Source organism: Campylobacter concisus, from assembly GCF_015679985.1.
GTDB classification, from domain to species: domain Bacteria; phylum Campylobacterota; class Campylobacteria; order Campylobacterales; family Campylobacteraceae; genus Campylobacter_A; species Campylobacter_A concisus_AC.
The window spans coordinates 980,017-993,815 of record NZ_CP049239.1 but is presented as its reverse complement, the minus strand read 5'-3'; the positions used below and the strand labels follow the sequence as shown (position 1 = coordinate 993,815).

Here is a 13,799-nt window from a genome sequence, read left to right as displayed (position 1 = left end):
AATGGCTAATATTTTTATGTCATTAGGCACGGGTGTTTCAGGACTAAATGCGGCCCAGCTTCAAATAAGTACAACCGGAAATAATATCGCAAACGCTGATAGCAACTACTATACAAGGCAGCGTGTTGTCCAATCCGCATCTCCAGCGATGAATACAGTACCTGGCGGAGTTGGTACAGGCACGCAAGTAGATACTATAACAAGGCTTCATGATGAGTTTGCCTACTCAAGACTAAAATACTCATCGTCAAATTTAGAAAATACAGCCTATAAACAAAGAATTTTGCAAGAAGCTACAAAATATTTTCCTGATCTAAAAGATAATGGAATGGTGAAAGATATTCAGGAGTATTTTTCCGCATGGAATAACTTTGCTTCAAACCCTAATGCAGGTGCTCAGAAAGTCAATTTGATAAATAAAGCAAGTGTATTGACTGCAAGTATTAACCGCTCGTCAAAGATGCTTTATGATATGCATGAAAAGATTGATGAAACGATAAAAATAAATATAAAAGAGATAAATTCGCTAGGCAGGCAAATAGCAAACATTAATAAGCAAATCCAAAGAATAGAATCAGGTGCGGACGCTGGTATAAAAATAAATGCAAATGATCTTCGTGATAAACGTGATGAGCTTGAGCTTGCTATGTCAAAGCTGGTAAATACAGCAGTTTATAAAAGCGATCTAAAGAGCAATTCTAGGGTAGATACAGGAATAACAGATCAAGGAAAATACTACAATCTAAACATTGGTGGCGTAAGTATCGTTGATGGTGTAAATTTTCATGAAATTTCTATGAGTTCAACCGAAAGTGGAAGATATACAAAAATTTATTATGAAAGAGAAGATGGCAGAAGAATCCCAATGGAGGAAAAGATTACAGGTGGTAAAATTGGAGCTGCACTTGATCTTAGGGGCCGAAACTACGAGCCAGATAATGATAAATTTAGTGATGGAACGATCCAAAAATACATTGATAATCTAAATACATTTAGTAAAACCTTAATAACAAGTACAAATAATATCTATGCCGAATCCGCAGTTGAAATTTCTAACTCAGATCCGATAAGTTATTTAGAAGGCGATAAGACATTGATGAATCATGATAATAGTATAAGAAACGGAAGTTTTGAAGCTATTGTTTATGATAACAAAGGCAATGTCGTGGCCAGAAAAACTATAAATGTAAATGGTACGACGACGATGAATGATACAAGATATGGCAACTCTATCGTCAAAGACTTTAACTCAAACTCAGATGACAATAAAGATAATAATATGCTAAATGACGTTGATGACTTTTTTGAGGCGTCATATTTTTATGATAAAAATACTAAAAAAGGCACATTTTCTCTCATTCCAAAACAAGCTCAAGGGCTTTATAGCATATCGATAGTCGATCACGGCACAAATTTTCCAGGCGCTGTTGGCATAAATAGATTTTTTTCAGGTACTGACTCAAATAGTATCGGCATAAATCAAAATTTTACCCAAGACCATACAAAGCTTCGTGCCTACTCAAAGCCAGTTATCGGAAATAATGAAGTTGCTAATAAAATGATCCAGCTTCAGTATCAAAAGCAGACCTTTTACTCAAGTGGTATAGCGCTTGATAGAGATGAGACGATCGAGGGATATTACCGCTATCTTACGACTGACATGGCGAGTGATACAGAGGCGAATAATACGATTCACGATACAAATACATCTTTGCAAAAGACAGCTGAAGAGGAATTTCAATCAACAAGTGGCGTAGACACCAATGAAGAGCTTACAAATTTGATCCGCTTTCAAGCAAGTTACGGCGCAGCGGCAAAGATCATCACGACAGTTGATCAAATGCTTGACACGCTTCTTTCATTAAAACAATGAGTGAGCTAAAGAGCCTTTTAGACTCGCACGTACTTAGTAAAAATACAAATTTGGGGCTATTTGAAGCCCCAGATCCACTTCAGGTAGCCACTAAATTTAAAGAGCCAAACGTAGCGCTCATTTGTGCATTATTTGCTTATGGTAACGCAAAAATGATAGTGAAATTTCTAAATTTACTTGATTTTGGTTTGCTTGATGAGAGTGAGCAAAATATCAAGAAAAATTTATCAAATTTCAAATACCGCTTTCAAAATGAAAATGATGTAAGAGAAATTTTTATTACTCTCTCACGCCTTAAAAAAGAGGGCGAGATAGAGGAAATTTTACGCCAAGGTCTTGCAAAAAATGGCGAAATGATAGATGGCGTAAATGAGCTTATTAAATTTATTTACGGGCTAAATTCTTACCGCTCTGACGGATATGAGTTTTTCTTTGGTAAGAGTTTTGACAAAGAGCCACAAAGCCCATATAAACGTTACAATATGTATCTTCGCTGGATGGTAAGGGATAGCGACATTGACCTTGGACTGTTTAAAAATTTACCAAAAGATAGGCTTTTGATGCCACTTGACGTGCATACGCATAGAGTTTCTTTAAATTTAGGACTTATAAACAGAAAGAGCTACGATTTCAAAGCAGTCATGGATCTTACAAAAAAACTTAGAGAATTTGATGAGTTTGATCCGATAAAATACGACTTTGCGCTTTATAGAATAGGGCAGAGTAAAGAGTTAGAAACTATCATAAAAAATCTTAATCAATAAAAATTATTGCTAAATTTTTAAATTTAGGGTAGACTTGCCATACAATTTTATCCATAAGGAGCTTGTATGAAAAAAATCGTTTTACTAAGTGCAGTTTTAGGAACTTTGCTTTTTGCTCACGAAGGCCATCACTTTGATCCAAAGGCTGGAGAGCATCTAGTTATACCTGTTAATGAGCTAAGCGAGAAGGGCGATAAGAGTGTCGGCGAAGTAGTAGTTGTTAAGACAAACTACGGCGTTGCATTTTTTCCAAATTTAAAAGGACTTACTGCAGGGCTACACGGCTTTCACATCCATGAAAATGCTGACTGTGGTGCGACTGAAAAAGGTCTTGGCATGAAAGCAGGTGGCCACTGGGATCCAGCTGGCACAAAAATGCACTCTTTTGCATGGGATGATAAGGGTCACAAAGGCGATTTGCCAGCACTTTACGTAGATGCTGAGGGCAATGCAAACTACCCAGTGCTAGCCCCAAAGATAAAAAGTCTTGACGAGCTAAAAGGTCACTCACTAATGGTTCATGTTGGTGGTGATAATCACAGCGACAACCCAAAAGCACTTGGCGGTGGCGGCGCTAGAATGCTTTGTGGCGTTATTAAGTAACCACTTTAATAAACGAGTCTTTGAGTTAGGTCCAAAGGCTCGTTAAAATTTATAAATTTTAAAAATCTCTCATTTCAAATATAAAAATTTTACAAAAAGATAAGTACAAATAAATTACAATCTGCTTTTATTTCAATTATCAAAAGAGCAAAAAATGGAATTTGATCTACTTAGCTATGTCGTTTTTTTTGTAGCTGCATTTTTAGGCGGTTTTATCGATTCTATCGCTGGTGGAGGTGGGCTTATAACGCTTCCAGCTATTATGGCGATGGGTGTGCCACCACACCTTGCACTTGGTACAAATAAGCTTCAAGGTGTCTTTGGTAGCTTTACAGCGACTCTAAATTTCACAAAACGGGGATTGATTAATTATAAAGAGTGTTTTGTAGGTATCGTTTTTACTTTCATTGGAGCTATCATCGGAGCGGTGGTTATCCTATTTTTAAATACAAATTTTTTAAAGATAATTATCCCATTTTTGCTGATTGCTATTTTTATCTACACGCTTTTTATGCCAAAAGTCGGCGAAAATGATAGAGCTGCAAAGATGAATGAGAAGCTATTTTATGTAGTTTTTGGGCTGATACTTGGCTTTTATGATGGTTTTTTTGGCCCAGGAACAGGCTCTTTTTGGACATTTGCTATAGTGGCATTGATTGGGCTAAATTTAAAAAAGGCTGTCGCTCATACGAAACTCTTAAATTTTACTAGCAATATCGTTGCTCTTGGCATTTTTATAGCCGGCGGACAGATGCTTTGGGCTGTTGGACTTTTGATGGCAGTTGGTCAAATTTTAGGCGCATATTTTGGATCAAATCTTGTCATTAAAAAAGAGGTAAAATTTATTAGAACAATGTTTCTAGTGGTCGTTGCAGTGACTATTTGTAAATTGATTTTCGATTATTTCAGAGTTTAAAATTAAAAATGTTTTAACAATAATTTTGTTACAATCACGCAAAATTCTAAATCCAAGGTAAATTAATGAAAGATTTGTTTCTATTTTCAAATTTCCTAAATAGCTCCCACGCCTTTATCTATGCGTTTCACTTTCTACTTGTAGCTTTGATTGTTATCATAGTTGCTTATATAGCAAGGAGTAAGATGCAGCTTGTACCAAGAGGTCTTCAAAATATAGTTGAAGCTTATTTAGAGGGCGTTATATCGATGGGAAGAGATACTTTAGGTAGTGAAAAACTAGCTAGGAAATATCTTCCACTTGTTGCAACTATCGGTTTTATCGTATTTTTTTCAAATGTTGTAGGTATTATTCCTGGATTTGAGTCGCCAACATCAAGTCTAAATTTAACCCTAGTTTTGGCTTTAGTTGTATTTGTTTATTACAACTTTGAGGGCATTAGAGAAAATGGATTTTTTAAATACTTTGGACACTTTATGGGGCCGAATAAATTTCTAGCTCCTATTATGTTTCCAGTTGAAGTCATCTCGCATCTTTCACGTGTAGTTTCGCTATCATTTCGTCTTTTTGGTAATATCAAGGGAGATGATCTATTTTTGCTAGCGATGCTTACACTTGCACCTTGGTTTGCTCCACTTCCAGCTTTCGCACTTCTAACGCTTATGGCTGTTTTGCAAACATTTATCTTTATGATGCTAACTTACGTTTATTTAGCTGGTGCTGTTGCTATTAGTGAGCACGAGCATTAAAATTTAAAGCCATATTTTTTATATGGCTTTTTCTTTTTAAACTCTTTAAATTCCTAAATCACATTCTTTATTTTTCCAGTCAAAACGCTCATTTTTAGATATTTTAAAAGAAAGTATCGCTAAAATACGCCTTAAAAATTTGCATAAATTTAAAGGTAAAAATATGTTTGAAGTCGTTATCGGTTTAGAAGTTCACACTCAGCTTAATACAAAAACTAAAATTTTCTGCTCTTGTTCAACTAGCTTTGGCGACGAGGCAAATACTCACGTTTGTCCGACCTGCTTAGCTTTGCCTGGAGCGCTACCTGTGCTAAACAAAGAGGCAGTCAAAAAAGCGATCAGCTTTGGCACAGCGATAAATGCTAAGATAAATAAAAAATCAGTCTTTAATAGAAAAAACTACTTCTATCCGGATCTTCCAAAGGCATATCAAATCTCCCAGTTTGAGATCCCTATCGTAGAAGGTGGCGAGCTAATAATCGACGTAAATGGCACTAAAAAACGCATCGGTGTAACAAGAGCACACCTTGAAGAGGACGCTGGAAAGAATATCCACGAAGAAACCGAGAGTCTGGTTGATCTAAATAGAGCTGGCACGCCACTTCTTGAGATAGTTAGTGAGCCAGATCTTAGAAGCAGTGATGAGGCGGTGGCTTATCTTAAAAAACTACACTCAATCCTTCGCTTTTTAAACATCAGCGACGCAAATATGCAGGAAGGTAGCTTCCGCTGCGACGCAAATGTCTCTATCCGTCCAAAAGGCGATACCAAGCTTTATACAAGGGTTGAGATAAAAAACCTAAACTCATTTAAATTTATCCAAAAGGCGATTGACTACGAAGTAGAGCGCCAAAGTGCAGCTTGGGAAGACGGCAAATACGATCAAGAAGTCTATCAAGAGACAAGACTGTTTGACACGACAAATTTAGTGACAAGATCTATGCGTGGCAAAGAGGATAGCGCGGAGTATAGGTATTTTCCTGACCCTGATTTGCTGCCTGTTGAAGTGTCAGAGCAGATGTATGAAGAGGCGATAAAAATTCCAGAGCTTGCCGAGCAAAAGGTTGCAAGATATGTTAGTGAGCTAGGCGTAAAAGAGAGTGATGCTCTAAATTTAACTCAAAGTGTTGAGATGGCTAGATATTTTGAAGAGCTGATCTCCGCTGGAATTCAGCCAAAGCTTGCTACTACTTGGCTTATAGTAGAGCTTCTTGGTCGTTTAAATAACGGTGTAACGATCGAGACTAGCCCAGTTAATAGTACCAAAATGATAAATTTACTAAAACGCATAGAAGATGGCACGATAAGCGGCAAGGCTGCAAAAGAGGTTCTAGACTACCTAATGGAAAATGATGCGGACGTTGATAGTGTCATCGAAAAACTTGGCTTAAAGCAAGTGAGCGACGACTCAGCGATCATTGCGATCATAGATCAAATTTTAGCTGCAAATGCCGACAAAGTCGAAGAGTATAAAAACGGCAAGGATAAGATGTTCGGCTTCTTTGTGGGTCAGGTGATGAAAGAGGGTAAGGGTGCCTTTAACCCAGGCAAGGTCAATGAGCTTTTAAAGGCCAAAATAGGCTAAAAAGGGCTAAAATGAGCATAGCAGTCATCGGAGCTGGCAAGTGGGGCAGTGCGCTGTTTCACGCATTTAGTGAAAATAATGAGTGTGTCATCAGCTCAAGAACGCCAAGAGAGATGCCAAATTTTGTAAGCTTGGATGAAGCTTTGGAGTGCGAATACTTAGTCTGCACGATCCCAACGCAAGCTACAAATTTATGGCTAAAACAAAACTACAAAAACAAAGGTCAAAAGATCCTAGTCGCCAGCAAGGGCATAGACACGGCAAATCTTAAATTTCTAAATGAAATTTATGAAGACTTTGTGGATAGAGAAAATTTGGCCTTTCTCTCAGGACCGACCTTTGCAAAAGAGATCATGCAGAAGCTTCCTTGTGCCCTGGTGGTAAATTCTAAAAATGAAAATTTAGCTTTAAAATTTGCCTCATTTTTCCCAAACTACATGAAAGCATACACCTCTGATGACGTGATCGGCGCTGAGGTGTGCGGAGCCTATAAAAACGTGATCGCCATAGCTGGTGGCATCTGCGACGGACTTGGTCTTGGCAACAACGCAAGAGCAAGTCTCATTTCGAGGGGGCTTGTCGAGATGGCTAGATTTGGCAAATTTTTTGGCGCAAAAGATGAGACATTTATGGGGCTAAGCGGCGCAGGAGATCTATTTCTAACTGCCTCATCGATACTTTCACGCAACTACCGCGTAGGTCTTGGCATCGCAAGGCACGAGAGATTAGAGAAAATTTTAAATGAGCTTGGCGAGGTGGCAGAGGGCGTCGATACTGCAAGGGCTATTAGCAAGATCGCCAAAGAAAAGGGCATATATGTTCCGATCGCTAGCGAGGTTGAAAATATGCTAAATGGCAAAGACGTTTTTGAGAGCGTAAAATCGCTTTTGGGAAGAAGATGAGAGCTTTTAAATTTATACTTTTTGTAGCTATTTTTGCTCTGGTGCTAAATGGTGCAGAGGTAAGCCTAAGAGCTAAGGTTTCGCAGATGATAATGGTTGGCTTTAATGGAGCTAGCACAAAGGACGCTGCGTTTCGTGCGATGCTAAGCGACGCTGGATATGAGAGGTTTGGCGGTGTGATGCTGCTTGGCAGAAACGTCACTAACAAAGTCCAGCTAAAAGCAAGCATAAAAGCTATCAAAGAAAAAAGCCCTAAAATTTTCATCGCCATCGACGAAGAGGGCGGCAATGTTAGCCGCATGAAGGATAAGAGCTTTGATGGCCCATATCCTAGCGCATACGAGGTCGCAAGTACGCTTGATATCAAAAGTGCATACGATCTCTACTTAAAAATGGCTATAAATTTAAAAGAGTGCGGCATAAATTTAAATTTCGCCCCAGTGGTAGATCTGCACGACGAAAACTCGCCGATAATTGCTGCAAAGCAAAGGGCGTTTAGCGAGTATGCGAGCAAAGTGGTGATCTACGCTGATGCTTTTATGGATGCATTTAAAGAGCAGGGCATCTTAACGACACTTAAGCATTTTCCGGGACACGGCAGCTCAAAAGAGGACTCACATAAAAATAAGAGCGAAGTCACGCTAAGTAAAGATGCACTACTGCCATACAAAGATGCCATAAGCACAGGTAGAGCGCAGATCATCATGGTCGGACATCTTTTTGTAAAAGGCATCGACGAGGACAATCCAGCCACGCTTTCTAAAAAAATAATAACCGATCTCTTACGAAATGAACTTAAATTTAATGGCGTAGTCATAAGCGATGATATGCTGATGAAAGGCATTGGCGACGAAGCTTTGGCTCAAAAAGTGGTGAAATTTATAAACGCTGGTGGCGACATCTTGCTCTTTAGCGAGTTTAAGATAAATAACCAAAGAACAGCCGATCTGGTCACTCAGATCATAATCGATGCTGTCAATGAGAAAAAGATCAGCAAAGAGCGAATCGACGTTTCATACAAGAGGATAATGGCTCTAAAAGTGAAACTTTAATGGTTGCTCTGATGGGTTGCAATCCACTTATAAAGAAGTAGAAAATTAGAGTGGAATTTTAAGAGACTTTAAAAAGTACTTTAGACTAGTAAATTTCTAGCAATCTCGTCTTTTTCTAAATCAAAGTATAAAACATTAAGCCACATGTTGCTTTCATATTTAAATTTCATAGCTTTTTGGTCAATGCCACTTATTCTTGGGTATACGAGATAAAGCCTGCCGCATTCGTATTTCTTACCGTAAGCATAGAGTTGATATAAGTCAGCTTGCGAGATATCATCTCTTGACTTTACGATCTTCCACTTTATGTCAGCTATGAATTTGCTTTCTAAAAACATATCAGGCTTTAGTCTAAAGCTCTTTGGTTTTTCTACGAGGTGTTTTTCTGAGTGTTGCAATATAATATCCGGAAGCTTTTTCTTTATAAAATTTCCAACATAGCTTTCAAAGAGTGCTTTCATGTCAAACAGCAAAGCAAAAGCCACATCGTTACCTCTATACGGACTAAACGACTTGTTTTGTAAAAATATCTTGCTCCATAAAAGCGCTTGTTCATAGTATTTTGTTTGGCGATTTAGTTTTAAGCGGCTAAAGTCCGCGTTTATATCTGAGCTAGATGAAATTTCGTCAAAGATAAATAAATATTCCCTAATAAGTCGTTGATTTTTGCTTGATTTTGAGCACCTGTATAAAAACTCGAGCGTGCTTTTTATAAGACGATTTTCGGCTCTATCTATGGAAAATTCCTGATAGCAAACGTAAAATCTCTCTTTATGGACGATATTTTTACGTATTTGCTCCGAGATTTTTAGTTTTCCTTTTAAAAATTTTAGATTATCTTCCAGTTCCACATAGTCGCTTTTTATGCCTATTTTTATGAGTTTTGATACTTCATCTAAGAACATCGATATAAAAATTTCAAGAAGCGGTAAATTTAGGCTTTTTAAATTCGCTATGTTTATATTTTTAAATGGATGGTTTTTTAAAGTTTTTAACATTCTCAGTAAAATTCTTTTAGAATTTTCTACCGCTTCTTTATTGCTGCCATTGTCGTTATCATGGATTTTTGGAAGTATCTCAAGGCTATCGCCACTTTTTGTCTGGATGATACCGACGCAGTTTTGAGCTTGTAAAAAATCGCCCTTTTTGTCTCTGCCGGGCCTTAGAAACTCTACTGCGGCAAAATTTTCTCTAGTAAAGGCATCTACGGCGTTAAATAGGTCTTGGTTATCTTCCGGGCGAAATTTTTCAAACTCTATTAAGTATTTGGTCATTGCTTTGCGTTTTGTTTCATTCGTAAATTTTTACATAGCTTTGCGGGTTGTTGAAAATTTCTTGGTCGTTTATCTCGTATAAGACTTTATCGTCTATATCGTCGATTTTTACTCCAAATAGTTTTTCTTTTGCCATATTTTTCTTGACTTTAATAAACTGCAAATCCTCATCTTTTTGATTATCGCCCAGAACTAGTCTTATTTTATCCCAGTCGTCATAAAAATACTCTTGTAGTAGCGGTAAAATTTTGTTTTTAAAGACATTTGCAAGCGTTTCCATGTCTGACACATTTATAAAATAAGCATGCCCTATCGCATGATCTCTGTCGTAAAGATACTCTATACGTTCGTTTATCGTTTTTAGCATTTGCCCAATATCTATACCGGCAACTTCTTTTAGATTATTGTATTCTGGCATCATCTCCACAAACTCAAACCTTCTTCTAAGCGCCGTATCCATAAGGGCTATGCTGCGATCCGCCGTATTCATCGTGCCGACTATATATAAATTTGACGGCACTCCAAATTTCTCTTTTGAGTATGGCAGCTCGACCATTATCTCGTCATCTGCCCCTAGCCTTTTTGACGGCTCTATAAGAGTTATGAGCTCACCAAAAATTTTAGATATATTCCCGCGGTTGATCTCGTCTATTATGATTGTATATTTTGGTGTTTTTCCATTTAAAAACTCTTGTTGTTCCTCTTTTGACAAAGTGCAAAATTTATCGAGTCCATCCTTGTATCCAGTCAAGCGTAAAGCGTCCTCGCAACACTGATAAAAAAACCTTTTTCTATCCCATAAAATATCTCTTTACTTTCACTCTTATTATCAAATACAGGCTTTATACCCTCGACAAATTCTTCATATCCATAGCTTTGATGAAATGTGATAAATTTTATTTGTCCATTTTCTACATACTCTTTAAATTTAGATCTATCATCAGAAGCATTGCCTTCTATGATTTCTAGTGCTTTACGAACAACGCTATATGTCTTTCCAGTTCCTGGAGGGCCGTATAAAATTTGATTAAGTGGATAGGTTGGTTTTTTATAGTCATTTGTCATTTCATATCCTTTGTTGTTACTATTGTTTAGTACATCGTGTGTTGATTTATTTTCCTTTGCATATTGGTTCCATAATAGAGACGAATATTCATAAAAGTCCATATAGTTCGGCTTATTTTTTAGTAGTTCTTTTTGAATTTCTGATATGTTTTTTGATTTTATATTATTTTTTTGAGCCAAATACTTGAAAGCCTTTTTTGAAACAATGTGTAAAAGTGTTTTGTCTGGCGCATATAAAAAGGCTATTTTCCATTTTATGGCATTGCCAAGATCAATATCATCTATTTTTTCAAATTCTTTATTTTGTGCATTCTCTATAATTTGTAAAATAAGATTTTTTATTTTTTCAAATGCTTGTTTTCTGGTCTCTCCATATTTTTCATACCATCCATACTCTGTATCGCCAGTTTGCCCACTTTTTAGTTCCTTTTCGACATCGTTTTGTGCTCTTTTGAAAATTCCAAACTTATAAGCAGATCCGCCCCATATACTTATAAGACTTTCCGTTTTACTTTCAAGCCAAAAGGTAAAAGTATCCTTGCTTTTTACACCTGTGTATTGTTCTAAGGTCATATTTTCTACAGCTTGAAAAGGCCATCTTTGTTGAAAATCATCCCTTAATTTCAAGCGTTCTTGCCATGAAACCATTTTTGCTCCTTGCTTATTTCCTTAAAATTAGTATCCTAATTTTATCTCACAGCCCATCAAATTCTTTTTTTAGTTCGTCTCTTAGCTCTTCAGCTCTATCTTCGCCGTTTTTGAAATTTGCCCTTACAAAGCCATCTAGCTCGTCCAAGATCGCAAAGAGCTCACTCTCCCAGCTTAAATTTTCTTGCTTTGATAAAGTTTCTAATTTTTCTCTTATTTGCTCTAAGGCATCTAATGCTTTATCTTTTTCAGACTCACTATTTAGCGCATCTTCAAATAAAATATCTTGCCTTAAGGCGTTTATTTTTTTAAATATTACGTTGCAAAATTTTGGATATTTTTCAGCATTGTTTAAATTTTCTAAAACCTCCTGTGCGGCTTTTTGATAAGCTGGCACCGCTCCCTCTTCGTCGAGCTTTCTGGTTAGTTTTTGTATCTGAAAATATAAAATAAGCGCCGCAAAAAACGCAAGTAGCAAATAAATCGTCACATTATTCATTTTTACTCCTTTTTCTAAATTTATCTATGCTAATTATCGCAAGTGCCAGCCAGATCATACAAAACGAGATGACCTTGTAGCCGTCTAAATTTTCGCCGTAAATGAAGACCGCACAAAGGATCGCGATGGTTGGTGAGATGTATTGCAAGTAGCCGATCGTTGTTAAATTTATCCTTGTTGCAGCTGCATTAAAAGCGACAAGCGGCACGATGGTTACGATGCTTGAAGCGATCATTAAAAGTGAGTCCTCATTTAGTCCAAAATGGCTTTTACCTAAAAATGCTATGTAAAGGACGTAGGCAAGTGCAAATGGGAACATAAAAAATGTCTCTATAAAAAGCCCGTTAAATGCGCTAATCTTTGCCATCTTTCTAACTGCTGCGTAAAATCCAAATGAAAGTGGCAAGATAATGGAAACTAATGGCAATCCGCCTTGGGCATAAATTTGTACGCTAATGGCTAAAACGACTATACAAATAGCTAAAATTCCGCTTTTATTTAGCCTTTCTTTAAAGATGATAACACCAAGGAGCATGCTTATTAGTGGATTTATAAAATATCCTAAGCTTGTGTCTAAAATTTTTCCATTGCTAACAGCATAGACATAAACGCCCCAGTTTGTGGTGATAAATATGCCACTCAAAAATAGGATTTTTAGCGAACGAATATCTTTAAGTAAAGTAAAAATTTCACCCATTTTGCCACTAAAATAAAGCACTCCAGCCATTAAGAAAAATGACCAAATGACCCTGTGGGCTAAAATTTCATAAGCATCGACATCTTTGCTAAAGAGGTTAAAATAAACTGCTAAAAATCCCCACATAAAAAACGCACTAAGTGCGAAAGCAACGCCTTTTTGGGCTTCGTTTAGTTTTTGCATTTTTTATCGCTTTTTATGGAATTTATGCTATCAATCATCAAGAGCGTAACCGAAATAGCAAGGCATATCATCAAAAAGTAAGAGCTTTTCTCCAGCCTTTCGCCGATAGCAAAAGAGACAAAAAGCATCATTATCGGCTCAAAGTATGTAAGCAAGCCAAGGACATTTATTGGTACAAGCGTGCTTGAGAGTATCTGAGCGATCAGTGCTGTGCCACTTATTATGCCAAGTGTGATGAGCAAATAGTAAATTTTTGGATTTTCCCTTGTTACATAGTCCATATCAGCTGAAAGTGCGAAATAAAATGATAGAAAAAACATAAAAATTATCTCAATGACAAAGCTTGAGAAATTTGCGAGATTGTAGTGCTTTCTAATCACGAAATATATCGGATAAAGGCAAAAAACGGCTGCACTTTCCCAAGAAATTCCACCACTTATAATAGCTGTGCTAAAAACACCAAGAGCTGCAAAAAAAATAGAAGCAAGCTTTGTTTTTGAAAGATACTCTTTAAAGAAAATTCTCCCAAAGATTGCCATAACTATTGGCATGATGAGGTAGCCGATTGAGACCTTTAGTGCTGAGCCATTGCTTGGCGCCCATAGATAAAGCCACATCTGAAACGAGCTTAGAAGTGAAGTGATAAATAAAATGAGTAAAATTTTTGGTTTAAGCTTTATCTTTAAAAGCATAAATTTAAAATTTCTTTGCTGTCTTAATAGAAAAATGGCTGCGATCACGATAGGCAAAGTAAATATCATGCGGTAACCAAAAAGAGCTTGCGTGCTAATTGGATTCATAAGCACTGACATGTAGTAAATGCAGTTAAATAAAACTGATGCTAAAAGTGAGTAAAAAATGCCTTGAATCATGAAAAATTTATGCTCTTTTTTGTAGAAATTTAAACTAGCGATTTTATGAAATTTAACTTTAATAGCCTATTAATGGCTTTTATTTTTTAAGTTTGCCGTGATATAATCAGCGTTTAA

14 protein-coding genes are annotated in these 13,799 nt (G+C 36.8%); 8 read left to right on the top strand and 6 right to left on the bottom strand.

Annotation, left to right across the window (positions count from 1 at the left end; translation table 11 throughout):
- The first annotated feature begins 1 nt into the window (after window position 1).
- The 8 genes from flgK (at window position 2) to G5B98_RS04980 (ending at window position 8,444) form a co-directional block, all read left to right on the top strand.
- Window positions 2-1,873 carry a flagellar hook-associated protein FlgK gene (gene flgK, locus G5B98_RS05015; RefSeq protein ID WP_087580149.1) on the top strand — a complete coding sequence of 624 codons (1,872 nt, stop codon included), beginning with the start codon at window positions 2-4 and terminating at the stop codon, window positions 1,871-1,873.
- A complete protein-coding gene (locus G5B98_RS05010) occupies window positions 1,870-2,637 on the top strand; it encodes a TIGR02757 family protein (RefSeq protein ID WP_196086225.1) in 768 nt (255 codons plus the stop codon). Before flgK ends, G5B98_RS05010 begins: the two co-directional genes overlap by 4 nt.
- Window positions 2,638-2,703: 66 nt before the next feature.
- Complete coding sequence (locus G5B98_RS05005; protein WP_196086224.1) at window positions 2,704-3,240, top strand: superoxide dismutase family protein; 537 nt, start codon at window positions 2,704-2,706, stop codon at window positions 3,238-3,240.
- 154 nt (window positions 3,241-3,394) lie between these two features.
- On the top strand, window positions 3,395-4,156 hold the full coding sequence (locus tag G5B98_RS05000; protein WP_084041069.1) for a TSUP family transporter: 762 nt from the start codon (window positions 3,395-3,397) through the stop codon (window positions 4,154-4,156).
- Between the two features lie 65 nt (window positions 4,157-4,221).
- Complete coding sequence (locus tag G5B98_RS04995) at window positions 4,222-4,905, top strand: F0F1 ATP synthase subunit A (protein WP_054196701.1); 684 nt, start codon at window positions 4,222-4,224, stop codon at window positions 4,903-4,905.
- A gap of 163 nt (window positions 4,906-5,068) precedes the next feature.
- Window positions 5,069-6,490 carry an Asp-tRNA(Asn)/Glu-tRNA(Gln) amidotransferase subunit GatB gene (gatB, locus tag G5B98_RS04990; RefSeq protein WP_196086223.1) on the top strand — a complete coding sequence of 474 codons (1,422 nt, stop codon included), beginning with the start codon at window positions 5,069-5,071 and terminating at the stop codon, window positions 6,488-6,490.
- Window positions 6,491-6,501: 11 nt separating this feature from the next.
- Entirely contained in the window at window positions 6,502-7,392 is an 891-nt protein-coding gene (locus tag G5B98_RS04985) for an NAD(P)H-dependent glycerol-3-phosphate dehydrogenase (RefSeq protein ID WP_103559697.1), read from the top strand.
- Window positions 7,389-8,444: a glycoside hydrolase family 3 protein gene (locus G5B98_RS04980; protein WP_196086222.1), complete on the top strand. Its 1,056-nt coding sequence runs from the start codon at window positions 7,389-7,391 to the stop codon at window positions 8,442-8,444. Before G5B98_RS04985 ends, G5B98_RS04980 begins: the two co-directional genes overlap by 4 nt.
- 80 nt (window positions 8,445-8,524) lie before the next feature.
- Here the strand turns inward: G5B98_RS04980 and G5B98_RS04975 are convergent, their stop codons facing one another.
- Genes G5B98_RS04975 through rarD (G5B98_RS04950) form a run of 6 tightly spaced genes read right to left on the bottom strand, consistent with a single transcriptional unit; the run spans window position 8,525 to window position 13,682 of the window.
- Complete coding sequence (locus G5B98_RS04975; RefSeq protein WP_196086221.1) at window positions 8,525-9,718, bottom strand: McrC family protein; 1,194 nt, start codon at window positions 9,716-9,718, stop codon at window positions 8,525-8,527.
- A 16-nt stretch (window positions 9,719-9,734) separates the two neighbouring features.
- Entirely contained in the window at window positions 9,735-10,469 is a 735-nt protein-coding gene (locus G5B98_RS04970; RefSeq protein WP_430746674.1) for an McrB family protein, read from the bottom strand.
- Window positions 10,466-11,431, bottom strand: a complete 966-nt coding sequence (locus G5B98_RS09635) for a hypothetical protein (RefSeq protein WP_196086220.1) — start codon at window positions 11,429-11,431, stop codon at window positions 10,466-10,468. The genes G5B98_RS04970 and G5B98_RS09635 overlap by 4 nt, the downstream gene beginning before the upstream one ends.
- A 46-nt stretch (window positions 11,432-11,477) precedes the next feature.
- On the bottom strand, window positions 11,478-11,930 hold the full coding sequence (locus tag G5B98_RS04960; protein WP_196086219.1) for a hypothetical protein: 453 nt from the start codon (window positions 11,928-11,930) through the stop codon (window positions 11,478-11,480).
- Window positions 11,923-12,810, bottom strand: coding sequence for an EamA family transporter RarD (gene rarD / locus G5B98_RS04955; RefSeq protein ID WP_196086218.1), 888 nt, complete (start codon window positions 12,808-12,810; stop codon window positions 11,923-11,925). The genes G5B98_RS04960 and rarD (G5B98_RS04955) overlap by 8 nt, the downstream gene beginning before the upstream one ends.
- The gene (gene rarD / locus G5B98_RS04950) at window positions 12,798-13,682 is read right to left on the bottom strand and encodes an EamA family transporter RarD (protein ID WP_196086217.1); all 885 of its coding nucleotides are present in this window, start codon (window positions 13,680-13,682) and stop codon (window positions 12,798-12,800) included. Before rarD (G5B98_RS04950) ends, rarD (G5B98_RS04955) begins: the two co-directional genes overlap by 13 nt.
- Between the last annotated feature and the right edge of the window lie 117 nt (window positions 13,683-13,799).

Coding starts and splice junctions, on each gene's coding strand:
- G5B98_RS05005 (WP_196086224.1), top strand. CDS start 2,704: ATGAAAAAAATCGTTTTACTAAGTGCAGTTTTAGGAACTTTGCTTTTT.
- G5B98_RS04995 (WP_054196701.1), top strand. CDS start 4,222: ATGAAAGATTTGTTTCTATTTTCAAATTTCCTAAATAGCTCCCACGCC.
- G5B98_RS04960 (WP_196086219.1), bottom strand. CDS start 11,930: ATGAATAATGTGACGATTTATTTGCTACTTGCGTTTTTTGCGGCGCTT.
- G5B98_RS09635 (WP_196086220.1), bottom strand. CDS start 11,431: ATGGTTTCATGGCAAGAACGCTTGAAATTAAGGGATGATTTTCAACAA.
- G5B98_RS05010 (WP_196086225.1), top strand. CDS start 1,870: ATGAGTGAGCTAAAGAGCCTTTTAGACTCGCACGTACTTAGTAAAAAT.
- gatB (WP_196086223.1), top strand. CDS start 5,069: ATGTTTGAAGTCGTTATCGGTTTAGAAGTTCACACTCAGCTTAATACA.
- flgK (WP_087580149.1), top strand. CDS start 2: ATGGCTAATATTTTTATGTCATTAGGCACGGGTGTTTCAGGACTAAAT.
- rarD (WP_196086218.1), bottom strand. CDS start 12,810: ATGCAAAAACTAAACGAAGCCCAAAAAGGCGTTGCTTTCGCACTTAGT.
- G5B98_RS04975 (WP_196086221.1), bottom strand. CDS start 9,718: ATGACCAAATACTTAATAGAGTTTGAAAAATTTCGCCCGGAAGATAAC.
- G5B98_RS05000 (WP_084041069.1), top strand. CDS start 3,395: ATGGAATTTGATCTACTTAGCTATGTCGTTTTTTTTGTAGCTGCATTT.
- G5B98_RS04980 (WP_196086222.1), top strand. CDS start 7,389: ATGAGAGCTTTTAAATTTATACTTTTTGTAGCTATTTTTGCTCTGGTG.
- rarD (WP_196086217.1), bottom strand. CDS start 13,682: ATGATTCAAGGCATTTTTTACTCACTTTTAGCATCAGTTTTATTTAAC.
- G5B98_RS04985 (WP_103559697.1), top strand. CDS start 6,502: ATGAGCATAGCAGTCATCGGAGCTGGCAAGTGGGGCAGTGCGCTGTTT.